The sequence below is a fragment of the Burkholderia sp. Bp8991 genome (assembly GCF_003853795.1).
Taxonomy (GTDB): domain Bacteria; phylum Pseudomonadota; class Gammaproteobacteria; order Burkholderiales; family Burkholderiaceae; genus Burkholderia.
The window spans coordinates 175,612-189,605 of sequence record NZ_QTQJ01000004.1; the positions used below are offsets into that span (position 1 = coordinate 175,612).

Annotated in this window: 13 protein-coding genes; 2 read left to right on the plus strand and 11 right to left on the minus strand. The window is 66.7% G+C overall.

Going from position 1 to position 13,994, the window contains the following annotated elements:
* Window positions 1-24: 24 nt before the first annotated feature.
* From tssF to DIE02_RS06270, 4 genes are all read right to left on the minus strand, one after another.
* Window positions 25-1,914 (minus strand): type VI secretion system baseplate subunit TssF, encoded by a 1,890-nt coding sequence (tssF, locus tag DIE02_RS06255; protein ID WP_124485223.1) that lies wholly within the window; start codon window positions 1,912-1,914, stop codon window positions 25-27.
* A 249-nt stretch (window positions 1,915-2,163) separates the two neighbouring features.
* Entirely contained in the window at window positions 2,164-2,673 is a 510-nt protein-coding gene (locus tag DIE02_RS06260) for an OmpA family protein (protein ID WP_044847820.1), read from the minus strand.
* Window positions 2,674-2,761: 88 nt separating this feature from the next.
* Window positions 2,762-4,030 (minus strand): diguanylate cyclase domain-containing protein, encoded by a 1,269-nt coding sequence (locus DIE02_RS06265; protein ID WP_124485222.1) that lies wholly within the window; start codon window positions 4,028-4,030, stop codon window positions 2,762-2,764.
* Window positions 4,027-4,734, minus strand: a complete 708-nt coding sequence (locus DIE02_RS06270; protein WP_124485221.1) for a YfiR family protein — start codon at window positions 4,732-4,734, stop codon at window positions 4,027-4,029. The genes DIE02_RS06265 and DIE02_RS06270 overlap by 4 nt, the downstream gene beginning before the upstream one ends.
* A 78-nt stretch (window positions 4,735-4,812) precedes the next feature.
* Between DIE02_RS06270 and DIE02_RS35430 the strand changes: the two genes are divergently transcribed.
* Entirely contained in the window at window positions 4,813-4,968 is a 156-nt protein-coding gene (locus DIE02_RS35430) for a hypothetical protein (RefSeq protein ID WP_185702600.1), read from the plus strand.
* Window positions 4,969-5,152: 184 nt separating this feature from the next.
* Here the strand turns inward: DIE02_RS35430 and DIE02_RS06275 are convergent, their stop codons facing one another.
* A complete protein-coding gene (locus tag DIE02_RS06275; RefSeq protein ID WP_124485220.1) occupies window positions 5,153-6,238 on the minus strand; it encodes a hypothetical protein in 1,086 nt (361 codons plus the stop codon).
* A gap of 302 nt (window positions 6,239-6,540) precedes the next feature.
* On the opposite strand from DIE02_RS06275, the gene DIE02_RS06280 reads away from it, so the two are divergent.
* Window positions 6,541-7,782, plus strand: coding sequence for an FAD-binding oxidoreductase (locus tag DIE02_RS06280; protein WP_124485219.1), 1,242 nt, complete (start codon window positions 6,541-6,543; stop codon window positions 7,780-7,782).
* A gap of 16 nt (window positions 7,783-7,798) precedes the next feature.
* Here DIE02_RS06280 and DIE02_RS06285 read toward each other — a convergent pair whose 3' ends face one another.
* The 6 genes from DIE02_RS06285 to DIE02_RS06310 form a co-directional block, all read right to left on the minus strand.
* Window positions 7,799-8,560 carry a FadR/GntR family transcriptional regulator gene (locus DIE02_RS06285; RefSeq protein ID WP_124485218.1) on the minus strand — a complete coding sequence of 254 codons (762 nt, stop codon included), beginning with the start codon at window positions 8,558-8,560 and terminating at the stop codon, window positions 7,799-7,801.
* A gap of 77 nt (window positions 8,561-8,637) precedes the next feature.
* The gene (locus tag DIE02_RS06290) at window positions 8,638-9,528 is read right to left on the minus strand and encodes an amidohydrolase (protein ID WP_124485217.1); all 891 of its coding nucleotides are present in this window, start codon (window positions 9,526-9,528) and stop codon (window positions 8,638-8,640) included.
* Between the two features lie 43 nt (window positions 9,529-9,571).
* On the minus strand, window positions 9,572-10,513 hold the full coding sequence (locus DIE02_RS06295; RefSeq protein ID WP_124485216.1) for an ABC transporter substrate-binding protein: 942 nt from the start codon (window positions 10,511-10,513) through the stop codon (window positions 9,572-9,574).
* Window positions 10,514-10,599: 86 nt separating this feature from the next.
* Window positions 10,600-11,637: an ABC transporter permease gene (locus DIE02_RS06300; protein ID WP_124485215.1), complete on the minus strand. Its 1,038-nt coding sequence runs from the start codon at window positions 11,635-11,637 to the stop codon at window positions 10,600-10,602.
* A 19-nt stretch (window positions 11,638-11,656) separates the two neighbouring features.
* Window positions 11,657-13,201 (minus strand): sugar ABC transporter ATP-binding protein, encoded by a 1,545-nt coding sequence (locus tag DIE02_RS06305; RefSeq protein ID WP_124485214.1) that lies wholly within the window; start codon window positions 13,199-13,201, stop codon window positions 11,657-11,659.
* Between the two features lie 12 nt (window positions 13,202-13,213).
* Complete coding sequence (locus DIE02_RS06310; protein ID WP_124485213.1) at window positions 13,214-13,990, minus strand: SDR family oxidoreductase; 777 nt, start codon at window positions 13,988-13,990, stop codon at window positions 13,214-13,216.
* Between the last annotated feature and the right edge of the window lie 4 nt (window positions 13,991-13,994).

The following is a 13,994-nucleotide window of genomic DNA, read 5'->3' on the forward strand; positions in this document are numbered from 1 at the left end:
CGTTATCGCCCCAATAATCGGGAACTAGATCAAAGGCTGGGTGCCGGGACAAGGTTGCCCACGCCGAAGCACCGCACCGGTATGGGCTGAAAACAGCACGATCTGCACGAAGCCGGTAACCGGAACGTACGGCGCGAAAAACCGGTCCATCACGTGCGCGAACCCGCCCAGGCTGAACCCGGCGAAGCGCTGCTCGTCCACGACCAGCCGCACTTCCAGCCCTTGCACGAACGCCGAGGCCGGCTTGCCGGGCAGCCAGCACCGCACGCGCGCGGTCGACAACGAGACGAGCGCATCGAAGCGCCGGCCGGCATCGACCGAATCCTCCGCCCAGCGTGCGCAAAGCCGCCTGAGCTGAGCCGGGCCGCCTTTGTCCAGCCGGATCGCCTGGGGCACGAGAAGCGACAGCAGATCCCACAGCTCCCCGTGGCGGAAAGCCCGCGCCCGGCACCGGGTCGGCCGGTTCAGCAACATGATCGTTCCCACCGGGTCGCCTTCCGCCGGCGTCAGTTCGCACGCCTGCATCCCGGACAGGTCGCCCTGGGTACAGGAAAGCCGGATCGCCAGATTGCGCTTGCCCGGATCGGCAGGTTGGCCGTCCCGGTCGGTGAGCTGGAGTTCGACGCCGTGGAGCGGCTCTGGCGTCTCGTCCGGGGTAGGCGTCGGTGTCGGCGCTTTGTCCGCCTGTTTGGCGTCGGAGTCGACTGGCTTCCGCTTCGGTGTCCGCCTCGCCTCGTCGCGCAATACAGTCCAGAACAACCCGGGACGGCTGTCGATGCCGTGCCGCAGGGAATGGAATGGCGCCAGAGCCGATGTCCCCGCGTCGGAAATCTCACGCACGGCGTCGATCGACCAGATGTCCGTGCGCGGCGCACCGGCCTGAGCCAGCGCCTTCACCGGGTAATACGCGCAACCGGCACGCGTCTCGATCGGCGCAGCATCGTCCGGGAACAGGTTGATCACGGGCGTACAGAACAAGCGCACATGGTCCGCCGTCGCGGCGGCCAGACGCTGGGCGCGATGCGAGTCCCGATGCACGCCGGCGATCGCGAGGTGCAGCACGACGCGACGACTGTCGCCGGCGGCACGCTTGAGCGGCCTCATGTCGACGTCGACAAAGTCGAAACGCTCCGGAGCGGCGCAGTACGTCATCAGCAGGTGAAACGGCCCGAGGGTGTCGTCGGGCGGCGGGGCGAGCAGTGCATCGGCCGGCTCGACGCCGACGGCCGTGACCGCCACGCCCGGCAGGCGCTTCCAGCGACCGGACTCGCCCACTTCGGCGAAACTTCGTACGGCAAGCAGCAGCGCGGCGTCCGCGAGTGCAGCGACAACCTCGCGCGCACCGGTGAAGTGCAGGCGCAGCCTGTCGGGCACGATCGCAAACGTGGCTTCCGATGCAGTCAGCTCGAACGTGATGCTCAGGAAGCCGGACGTTTCGGCGGGCAACGCCGCGTCTCGCGGTGCGATCGCCGACGTCGTGTAACGCACGGCCGCGACGGTCAACGGCACGATCGTGACGTCATCTGTCATCCGAAATACTTCGCGGCCGGCCGGCGCGATCAATCGGTCACCGCGGGGGATGACGCGAGGTGCGGTCTGCTTGTCGGTCTGGCCGCCACGAAATTGCGCGATCGCGCAGGAAGGAAACGGGCGCAGGAACGTGCCGTGCAGCGATTCGAGAAGGCTGTGTGAAAACGCAGGCACGTCATCCTCGAGACGGATGTCGTGAGACGCCGCTAGCAACGCGAACGACTGCAACAAGCGTTCGACGTGCGGGTCGTCCGAATGCTCGCCAGTGATCGCAAGGCGCGCGGCGATCCTGGGAAAGCGCTGCGCGAACGTCTGCATCGAACGGCGCAGCAGCGCAAGCTCACGTTCGAAATGCCGAAGCAGGTCGTTGGGTTCGAGGGCCATACACGTTCCGGTAGCCGCTGCACTCGCCACTTGGCCATGCAGCGTTCAAAAAAGGCGGAACGATTTTATTCAGGCAGTTGAAAACTTCGTTTCAGATTTTCCGGGAAACTTCCAGTCACGCGTGTCCGTTTCGTGCCGCAGATCCGGCCCGGTTGCCGTGATCATCAAGGTTCGCCGCTCGCGAATGGACGTTCGGGCTTCTGCATGGCAATGGTGGCAAACTGTTACAGCCCAACGCATGCGCTCCCCTCACCGCGGCGACACCACAATCGCCGCCCTCCGGTTCTGCGCCCGCCCGGCGGGTGTCCGGTTATCCCCCACCGGATCGCTCTTCCCCTTCCCGACCACCGCGATCTGCTTGCCGTCCAGCCCCACATCCACCAGCTCGATCGCCACCACCTCCGCCCGCCGCCGGGACAACTCGAGATCGTAAGCCGTCTCCCCTTCCTCGTCCGAGTACCCATAAACCCGCACACCGTTGATCCCGGCCGACCTCAACGTCCTCCCGATCCGCTCGACGATCCGCCTGACGACCGGCTTGAGGTTGTACCGATCAAAGTCAAACAAAATCGGCCCCGTCGACCCGAACTCGAACCCCTGCTCGGTCTCCTGAAACCCGGCCGACTTCAGCGCCGTGACCTGCGTCTGCGTGAGCCCACGATGAAGCGGCGGCGTCTTGCACCCGCCGAGCAGCAGGCACAGCAGCACCGCGCTCGCGACGCACATCCTCCCCATGCTCACAGATAACGCGTTTTTCATCACAGTCCCCTTCCTTCGCATGCGCCCGCATCGCGTGCGCTTCTTATCCCGCCGCCGCGGCCTCGCCCGCAGCGCGAAACGATCGACGTCAAACCGGCCCGGCTACGCCTTCCGACAACTGCCACGACCCCGGCCGCGCACGCTTGGCGCGGTACATCGCGGCATCCGCCGCGCGCAGCAAGCCGCTCGCGTCGGACGCATGGTCGGGATACAGCGCAACGCCGGCACTCATCATGGTGGCCACCATGCGTCCGTCGGGCAACTCGATCGACGACACCATGCCGGACAAAATCTGGTCGGCGATCAGGCACACGCTGTCCGTGTCGCGCACACCCGTCAGCATCACCGCGAATTCATCGCCGCCCAGGCGAGCAACGAGATCGGTTTCGCGCACCTGCGCGCGCAACCGTGCCGCGACGCCGACCAGCACCGCATCGCCGGCATCGTGGCCAAGGCAGTCGTTGATTTCCTTGAAGCGGTCGCAGTCGAGATACAGGATGGCGACCCGCTGCCCCGTCAACACGGCGTCGCAGAGTGCCAGCGACAGACGCGACTCGAACTGCACGCGGTTGGGCAAACCCGTGAGCGCATCGTGCGTCGCCTTGTATTCGAGCGACGCGTTCTCGTCGCGCAGCGTGTTCTGCCATTCCTCGAGTTCATCGAGCAGCGCATTGAAGTCGTCGCCGAGCTGGTTCAGTTCGGCGATCGCCACCGGCTCGACACGACGCGCGAATGCACGCTCGCGCCGCACGGCGTGCGCGACGGCGGCAAGCGCGCGCAGCGGCGCGACGATATTGCGCAGCAGACGCTTCGAGCTGATGTAAGCGCCGAACACGCTGACGACGAGACAGCCGAGAATGCCGCCGATGCCGCCGAGCAGGAATCCGAAGAACTGATGCCCGCGGCCACGCACGATCACCTGACCGACGACGATGCCGTCGTGCATCACCGGAACGGTCACGGCCCCCGGCAACGCGAGAGCGGCGACGCCGCGCTCGAGCCCGGCGATCCGGCCGCCGGCAGGCAGCTTCCAGGTCGCGAACAACTGCCCCTTGTTGTCCGTGACGACCACCTGCGCGACGTCCTCATCGCTGGCGATCGTCGCGATCGCTTCGCTCGCCGCGGCACGGTCGCCGAACACGAGCGCCGCCTCGACCGTGTAACCGAGCGAGCGGGCCAGCAGGTTGAGGTTGTTGCCGGCATACGCACGCAACGCGATCACGGCGACGACGATCAGCGACACGGCGGCCATCGTCACCGCGACGAACGCCAGGCGCAGGTGCGCGCGGCGCAACACGCTTTGCAGCGTCGGGCGCGGCACGCGTGAGGACGCGATGGGGGGCGCTGAACGTGTCATGGCGTCAGCGTCCGCCGCGCGAGGTTGAGCACGTTCGGATGCACGCGCACGCCACTGCGCGCGACGGCGTCGAGATTGATGTCGAACGTCACGTGCTCGCCTTCGACCGTCAGACAGAACATGCTGCCCGCGGTGCACGACGGATCGTGTTCGGCGATGGTCAGCACCGGATGGCCGACGAGCGCGGTTCTCACCCGCATTCGCTCGTCGTTGCCGAGCGCGCCGAGATACACGACGTCGCAGGCGATGCCGAGCGAGGGATCGTCGAAGCGGACGCGCTGCACGTCGAGCACGGTCGAGCCGGCCTGCATCGTGTCGGTGAGGTCGCCCGCGTAGTCGGGCCTGCCCGTCACGCACAGATGCAGGCGCACGGGCGTCGTCGGCCAGCGCGTGAAACTGACGATGCCGAGCACGACCTGGCGTACGTTGGAGTCGTGTGACGAAAAGGCGGGGCCCGTCGGGCCGGCGGGCGTCGCGGTGGCTGCGACGTGCATCGTGTCGAGCGGGTCGTCCCTGTCGGCAAGCGATCCGGCGAGGACTGAAGGGACAACGCTCAGAACGCAAACGATTGCGATGAATGCGTGACGCAACGACGCGACTCGGCCCGACCGGCCGGACGCCGTCCGCGCGGCGATTGCCGCCGCGCCCGCTGGCGTCGATGCGGCCGCATGCTTCGCGGCCGTCGCGCACACACTCGCATCCATGATGGAAACATCGGTTGCAGTCGTTCCCGGCCCTGCCTCCTGCCTGCCGTGTGCGCGCGCAGGTACCGTGTCACGCACATGATTGCTTCCATCTTAGGTAAAAATTCGCAACCCGAACCAGTGGGATACTCCCGCCAAATAACCATCGGAAAGTATGTTGAATCAGCGTTGAGCCTGGTGATGGCGGTGAAAGCGAAGCGCAACGCCGATCTGAATTCGGCTTCTGCAGATTGATCAGCGGATAGGACGACCGTGCGCATCAAGCACATGCAGTTTCGCAGAGGCGCACCGGGCCGGTTTCCAATACGCATCGATGCACAGCCAGTAAAAGTTGCTGCACGATTCCGCGCCTGACGAAACGGATCCGTCATACGATGCGCGACACGACAAGGGTTCATGCGCCCGCGGAAAACGGTACCTACTTCGCTTTACACGACACGGTCCGGAATACATACCCGTACCCGTCCTTCACGGCCTCCGACACACTGTCGTCACCGATGCGTGCGAACAACCCCGCACGACTGTCCCCACGGCACGCGCTTGCCGCCGAATACGTCGTCCGTACCAGCACGTGAGAAAACAGCGTCCGAGTCTCGATACTGCCTATGAGATAGGTGGGCCCCATCAGCAACGCTATTGCCCAGAACACCATGCCACACGGCGCCAGCATGGCAATCACCTGGCGAAGCCGCTTCCGGCCGTCAGGCTCCGTTTTTTTTAGCCCGAACCTGAGCCTTCTCCAGGTCACGGTCATCCGTTCAGCTCCGTGCGTGCTGAATATCCTGACTTGATTTGCAGCATGCTGAATGATCATGCTGCCGACCAGGAAAACCAACTGAAATACGAAGAACGCAACGAGCATAAGTCCCGCTGCCTGAACCAGACGCAGCGCGAAAAATACGGAAGCCGACAGGCCGGTGAAGCTGGAAAAGTGGTCGGCGGTTTCATGCGTCAGCGTCAGGACCAGTCGCTCCGCGTCCGAGTGCGCGAGCCAAAGCGCGATCGACGCCACCGCCAGATAGGCGCCCTTTCCCAATACCTTGCTCCACGTCCAGCGCGCGACCAGGCTCAACACATGGTAGATGTGTCGAGCAGCCGCGTACGCAAGGAGAAGAAACACGGGTATGGAGAAACGGCCGATCCGCGGCATATCCAGCCCAATCCACAGGATTCCGGAAAGCAGCAACATCATTGCGACCAGACCATAGGCCACGGTGACATCCGGAGGAAGTTTCGCGATCGGGCGCAGTTTCCGCATGACTCTGACCGTGCGGCGGATCAGCCATGTTCGAAATGGCCGCAGCATGGGGATCCATTCACGCAAGATCCCATACAGCATCGTTGCCGAAATCGCACCGACCACAAGTCTGATCACCAGCTGAAACCTGAGGAGCTGCAGGATGACGAACAGTCCCGCCAAAACGGCTGCGCTGCGAACGAGCGGCGATCGATGCCACGGAATTGCGGCAGGTTGTCGGGCCTCGGAAATATTGTTTTCGGGCATGGAGCGCTCTCGTGACCAGTTGGCAAATTCGACGAAGTCGCCCGCTCTCCAGGTACTCGAATCGCTCCGGAAGTGAGAAATGCAATTTGCGCGACGCCTTCGTATCCGGCTGCGTACGGCCGGCCGCCTAGCGTACAACCGGAATGGTTGTTGCGACAACCTCACGGCCAAGCGCCCGATTCGCGCATCGTCGCGTTCGCGAGTATCCTAGCTGATCATTCGATTGCAATTCCGAGCACCCGACCGAAGCGCCGTCGCCGACTTCGAGTGTTGATCGCTAACCGTCTATTTCGCCTTCCCTCATGGACTTCGACGTAATCGTTCTGGGCGCGGGCATCGTCGGCGTCTCCGCCGCGCTGCACCTGCAGGATCGCGGCCGCAAGGTCGCCCTCGTCGACCGCGGCGCGCCCGGCGAAGGCACGAGCTTCGGCAACGCGGGGCTGATCGAGCGCTCGTCGGTCGAGCCGTATCCGTTCCCGCGCAGCCCGTTCACGCTGATGCGCTACGCGCTGAACCGCTCCACCGATCTCTACTGGCACAGCACGTCGCTGCCCGCGTTCGCGCCGTGGCTCGCGAGGTTCTGGTGGGAATCGGCGCCGCTGCGTCACGCGGCGGCCTCGCGCGACATGCTGCCGCTGATCGAGCGCTGCATCGTCGAGCACGACGCGCTGATCGCACGCGCCGGCGCCACCGAGCTGATCCGCGCGAGCGGCTGGATGGAAGCGTTCCGCACGCCGGCCGCGTTCGAACGCGCCGTCACCGATGCGGGACTCACCGCGCGCCGCCACGGGCTCGGCATCACGCCGCTCGATGCCGCGACACTGCGCGCGCAGGAACCGAGCCTCGCGCCCGGCTTCTGCGGCGCGCTGCACTGGCTCGATCCGAAAAGCGTCGTCGATCCGTCCGCGCTCGTCAAAACCTACGCGCAACTCTTCGTGCAAGGCGGCGGCACGCTGCTCACCGGCGACGCGGCGAGCCTCGACGCGCTGTCGCCCGGCTGGCAGGTCACGACGGACGACGGCAAGATCGCCGCGCCGGCCGTGGTCGTCGCGCTCGGCCCGTGGTCCGACACGGTGTTCGGCAAGTTCGGCTACAAGATTCCGCTGCGCGAGAAGCGCGGCTATCACATGCACTACGCGCCGTCCGAACGCGGCGCGCCGTCGGCGCCGATCGTCGATCGCGAATACGGCTACGTGATCGCGCCGATGCGGCGCGGCTTGCGGCTGACCACCGGCGTCGAGATCGCCCGGCGCGGCCTGCCGCCGACCGGCGTACAACTCGAGCGCGCGGAACGCGTCGCGCGCCCGGTGTTCGGCTTCGGCGAACGGCTCGACCCGCAGCCGTGGCTCGGCTTCCGGCCGTGCACGCCCGACATGCGGCCGGTGATCGGCCCCGCGCCCGCGCATCGCGGGCTGTGGTTCTCGTTCGGACACAACCATCACGGGCTCACGCTCGGCCCCGTCTCCGGCCGCCTGCTGGCCGAGATGATGACCGGCGAAGCGCCGTTTACCGACCCGACGCCCTACCGCGCCGACCGCTTCTGATTGCGCTCGCCCGCGCTCAGTCGAGCGCGCGGCCGAAGATCCGGATCACCTCGTCGAGATGCTCCGCCATCGCACGGCGCGCGGCCTCCGGGTCGCGCGCACGGATCGCGTCGAGGATCGCGCGGTGTTCGAGCTCCGAGCGGTGCGGCATGTCGTTGGGCATGTACAGCGACTGCAGCCGCTGGAACATCAGGTCGTACTTGTGCGCGAGCAGCTGCTTGATCATCAGCGCATACGCGGGGTTGTCGCTCGCTTCCGCGATACGGATATGGAACAACCGGTCGCCCGGATGCGTGAGCGAGCCGCTGCGGTTGTCTTCCTGGTTGCGCAGGAACGCCGCGTGAATCCCTTCGATCTGCGCGTCCGAGCCGTGCTTCGCGGCGAGCGACGCGGCTTCCGGCTCGATCAGCCGGCGCGCCTGCAGCAACGCGAACGGCGGGATTTCGGTATCGAGGTCGAGCGCGATGCCGAGCTCGGGATCGATCTCGACGACCGGGAACGGCGCAACCTTCGTATCGGGCCGCGGCTCCGGCGCGGCCGCCGCCTCGGTTTGGCGCACCTTCACGCCGTCGCCGACGCGCACGCTGACGAGCCCGCTGACTTCGAGCGCGATCAGCGCCTCGCGCACCGACGTGCGCGACACGCCGAACTGCTCGGCCAGTTCGCGCTCGGGCGGCAAATAGCTGCCCGGCGGGAAGTCGCCGGACTCGATCATCGTGCTGAGCTTGTCGGCGATCTGCTGGTAGAGGCGGCGGTTCTGAATCGGCTGGATGGACATACGTTGATACAGGTAAGCGATTGCATTGCGGACGGTCTGACGAATGGAGCGCGCGCGTCGGGCCGTTCGCGCCTATTTTATATGCGGGGCTTCGAATCGCCGGGCAGCGCATAGCAACGCGCGGCCGTGCCGCCCCACAGCGCGTTGCGCTCGGCCGCCGACAACCGCGCTTCGGCCCAGCGCTCGACCAGCGACGCCACTTCGTCATACGACGCCGCAAGCAGGCATACGGGCCAGTCCGACCCGAACATCAGCCGCTGCGGGCCGAACGCGTCGAGCGCCGCGTCGAGGCATTGCTCGATGTGCCGGATGTCCTGCCCGCGCAGGCCGCGCCGCCAGTCCGTCTCGGTCACGAGCCCCGACAGCTTGCACACGACGTGCGGCAGCGCGCCCAGCTCGCGCAACCCGGCACGCCAGCGGGCAAGCGCAGCGCCATCGCGGTGGAATTCGGCGAGCGGCGGCTTGCCGGCATGATCGAGCACGAGCCAGTGCGCATCGTGCCGCGCGCAGAACGCGCGCACGTCGGGCAACTGGCGCTCGAACACGAGCACGTCGTACACATAGCCGTTCGCCTGCAGCCACGCGACACCGCGATTGAACGCGGGATCCGCGACGAACGCGCCGACGTCGGCTTCGTCCTGCACCTGGTGACGAAAGCCGCGCAGCTTCGGGCTGCGCCATTCGGCGATGCGCTCGGCGAGTTCCGGCGCACCGAGATCCTCCCAGCCGACCACCGCCGCGATGTGCGCGTCGTCGCGGGCGAGATCGAGCAGGAACGCCGTCTCGTCGCGCCCGGCGCGCGCCTGCACCGCGATCGACGCGCCGAGCGCCTGTGCATGCATCTGCGGCCACAGCGCGTCGGGCAGGTAGTCGCGGGCGAGCACGCCCATGCCGGGACCGATCCACGGATAGTCGGCCGCGCGGTAACGCCAGAAGTGCTGGTGGGAATCGATACGCACTGCGCCCATGGTGTCCTCGTGATTCACAGTTGCCCGCCGCGTCACGTCGCGCTCAGTCGTACAGCACCGCCGTGATTTTCGGGTCGTCGATATTGGTCTTGTCGTACCAGTAGAAACCGGTATCGATGACCTTCGGCAGCTTCTCGCCCTTGACCGACTTCACGGCCGCCTCGACCGTCTTGTAGCCGATCCCGACCGGGTTCTGCGTGATCGCGCCGGCCATCAGCCCGCTGCGGATCGCGTCCTTCTGCTGCTTGCCCGAATCGTAGCCGATGATCACGACCTTGCGCTTCATCTCGCGCACGCCGTTCACCACGCCGATCGCCGAGCCTTCGTTGGTGCCGAACAAGCCCTTGAGCTTCGGATACGCCTGCAGGATCGACTTCGTCACTTCGGTGGACTTCAGCTGATCGCCCTCGCCATACTGCACGGTCACGACCTGCACCTTCGGGTGCGCGGACTTCATCCGTTCGAGAAAGCCGTCGCGGCGGTCGATGCCCGTGCGGCTCGTCTGGTCGTGCGCGACCACGGCCACCTCGCCTTCGTCGCCGATCAGCGCGGCGAGCTTGTCGGCGGCGAGCGCGGCGGCGGCCTTGTTGTTGGTCGCGGCGGTCGTCACCGGGATGTCGCTGTCGACGCCCGAGTCGAACGCGATCACCGGAATCTTCTCGGCCTGCGCCTTCTTCAGGAGCGGCAGCGCGGCCTTGCTGTCGAGCGCCGCGAAGCCGAGCGCGGCCGGCTTCTTCGCGATCGCGGCGGACAGCATGTCGATCTGCTTGTCGACCATCGCCTCGGTTTCGGGGCCTTCGAACGTCACCTTCACCTTGTAGTCCTTCGCGGCCTGCATCGCGCCCGCCTTCACGGCCTGCCAGAACTGATGCTGGAAGCCCTTCGAGATCAGCGGGATGTAGGATTCCTGCGCCTGCGCGCCGGCCGTCGCGCCGACGGCGAACGTCAGCCCGACGATCGCGTTCAACACCTTGCTCCTGATCACTTCGCGTCTCCTTGGTTGGTATCGACTGAAATGCCGGCCCGGCCGGCGGTGAAGCGCCTGCATGTTCGTGTTCGTGCGTGCATGCGTCAGCGGCGGCGCCGGCGCAGGATGTCCACGTAGACGGCGAGGATGATGATGACGCCCGTCACGACCGTCTGCCATTCCTGCGCGACCGACATGATGCGCAGGCCGTTGGTCAGCACGCTCATGATGAACGCGCCGATGATGGTGCCGACGATGCTGCCCGCGCCGCCCGACAGCGACGTGCCGCCGATCACGACGGCCGCGATCGCGTCGAGCTCGTAGCCCTGCCCGAGCGCGGGCTGCGCGGAATTCAGCCGCGACGCGATCAGCAGCCCGGCGATCCCGCACACCGCGCCGCTGAACGTGTAGACGGCGATCTTCCACGCATCGACATTCACGCCCGACAGCCGCAGCGCTTCCTCGTTGCTGCCGAGCGCGAAGGTGTAGCGGCCGAAGATCGTCCGGTTCAGCACGATCGACGCGCCGACCGCGACGAGGAACAGGATCAGCACCGCGTTCGGGATCGGCAGCGCGGGAACGAGGCTGCCGATCAGCGAATCCTGCGCGATCGACGTGAAGCCCGGCGTGTCGTTGAAGTAGATCGGCCGCGTGCCCGAGATCACGAGCGACAGCCCCTTGAGCAGCATCATCATGCCGAGCGTCGCGATGAACGGCGGCACCTTCATCTTCGCGATCACGAAGCCCGACACGCTGCCCGACAGCGCGCCGAACAATAGCGCGGCCAGGATCCCGAGCGGCAGCGGCAGGCCCCACTTCGTCAGCACGACGCCGGCCATCACCGCGCAGAAGGTCATCAGCGTGCCGACCGACAGGTCGATGCCCGACGTGATGATCACGTAGGTACACGCGACGGCCAGCACACCGTTCACGGCGGTGGCCTGCAAGATCGTCACGAGGTTGTCGACTTCGAGGAAGTTCGGCGACGCGAAGCTGAAGAACACGATCAGCAGCACGAGGCTCGCGAACGCGAGCAGCTTCTGCCGCGCGGCCGGGTTGAAGAAGCGGGCACGGAGGCCCGCTGCGCCGGCCGGCGTGTCGCCGGTGGCAAGAGGCGGAACGGGATGCGTATCGTTGGACATGATCGGGTAAGCGTCGGAATCAGGACAATACGGTCGACTCGCGCTGCGTCGCGAGCTGCATGATCTTTTCCTGCGTGGCGTCGGCCGCGCGCAATTCGCCGGTCACGCGCCCTTCGCACATCACGAGGATCCGGTGGCTCATGCGCAGCACCTCGGGCAGCTCCGACGAGATCATCACGATCGCCTTGCCGTCGGCGGCGAGCGCGTCGAGCAGCTTGTAGATTTCGCTTTTCGCGCCGACGTCGATGCCGCGGGTCGGCTCGTCGAAGAACAGGATGTCGCAGTCGCGCAGCAGCCACTTCGCGATCACGATCTTCTGCTGGTTGCCGCCCGACAGGAGCCGCGCCGGCTGCGCGACGGACGGCGTGCGGATCGCGAGCTGCCGCACGTACGACTGCGCGGTGTCGCGCATCCCGCGCGCATCGAGGAACATGCCGCGGCGCACGAAGCGCCGCATGCTCGACAGCGCGATGTTGTTCTGCACGTCCATCCCGACCGCGAGCCCGAAGTGCTTGCGGTCCTCCGAGAGATAACCGATCCCGTGCCTGACCGCGTCGGCCGGCGTGCGGATCGTCACGGTCTTGCCGTGCACGCGGATCTCGCCCGCGTCGACCGGGTCCGCGCCGAACACCGCGCGCGCGACCTCGGTGCGGCCCGCGCCCATCAATCCGGCAAAGCCGAGGATCTCGCCGCGCCGCAGCGTGAAGCCGACATCGCGGATCGCGCGGCCGCGCGACAGCCCGCGCACCTCGAGCGCGACCGCGTTGGCCGACGTATCGGGCGGCGTTCGGAACGTCGCATCGAGCTGGCGGCCGACCATCATCGCGATGATCGCTTCCATCGACGTATCCGCCATCGGCACGGTCGCGACGTACTTGCCGTCGCGCATCACCGTCACGCGATCGGCGATCTGGCGCAGCTCGTCCATCTTGTGCGAGATGTAGACGATGCCGACGCCGTGCGCGCGCAGGTCGCCGATGATGCGGAACAGCTCGGCGATTTCCGCGTTGTTCAGCGCGGCGGTCGGTTCATCCATGATCAGCACGCGCGAGTCGAACGACAGCGCCTTCGCGATCTCGACCATCTGCTGCTTCGCGACCGTCAGCCGGCCGACCGGTGTGCGCGGGTCGAGATCGAGCCGCATCCGCGCGAAGATCGCGGCGGCGTCGCGGTTCAGCCGGTCCTCGTCGACGAACACGCCGAAGCGGCCGCGCGGCTCGCGGCCGATGAAGATGTTCTGCGCGACGCTCAGGTGGTTCATCAGGTTCAGTTCCTGATGGATGATGCCGATCCCGAGCGCCTGCGCGGCGCGCGGATCGTCGATGTCCACCGCGCGGCCGTCGATCCGGATCTCGCCTTCGTCCTTCTGGTACACGCCGGCGAGAATCTTCATCAGCGTCGACTTGCCCGCGCCGTTCTCGCCCATCAGCGCATGCACTTCGCCGGCGCGCAGGTCGAAGCGGCAATCGTCGAGCGCCAGCACGCCCGGGAAGCGCTTGCTGACGCCGGTCAGCTCGATCAGCGCCGCGGGCGCGGGGGTCGTCGGGTTCGGATCGGGTTGCATGGCTCGCCGCCCTCAGCCGATCGCGCGATCGAGATGCGTATAGCCGCCGTCGACGAACAGCCACTGGCCCGTCGTGTGCGATGCGCGCGCCGACAGCAGGAACACGGCCGTGTCGGCAATCTCGTCGGCGGTCGTGAAGCGCTTGCCGAGCGGCACCTTGCCGGCAATTTCCGCGAGCTTCGCTTCCGGGTCGTCGAAGCCCGCGATCCAGTTCCGGTAGAGCGGCGTCATCACCTCGGCCGGGATCACCGCGTTCACGCGCACGCCGTCGTCGCGCAGCGCGACCGCCCATTCGCGCGTCAGCGCGAGCTGCGCGCCCTTCGATGCGCAATAGCCGCTCGTGTTGCCCTGGCCGGTGACGGCCGTCTTCGACGAGATGTTGACGATCGCGCCGCGCGTCGCCTTCAGGTGCGGCACGCAGTAATGCGCCATCACGTAGTAGTGGATCAGGTTGCGTTCGAGCGACGCGACGAACGCGTCGCGCCCGGCATCGAGCCCGACGCCGTCGTTGATGCCCGCGTTGTTGACGAGGCCGTCGATGCGGCCGAAGCGCGCGACGGTCTGCGCGACTGCGTCGCGGCACTGTGCGTCGTCCTGCAGCTCGACGGACACGCACGCGGCGCGCGGCTGCTTCTGCGCGAGTGCGCGCCAGAAGCCGTCATCCGGCGCGTGGCGCGCGAACACCACCGGAATCGCGCCTTCGTCGGCAAGCCGCATCGAGATCGCGGCGCCGATGCCCGACGCGCCGCCGGTCACGATCACGACCTTGTCTTGCAGATTCAAATCCACTTCG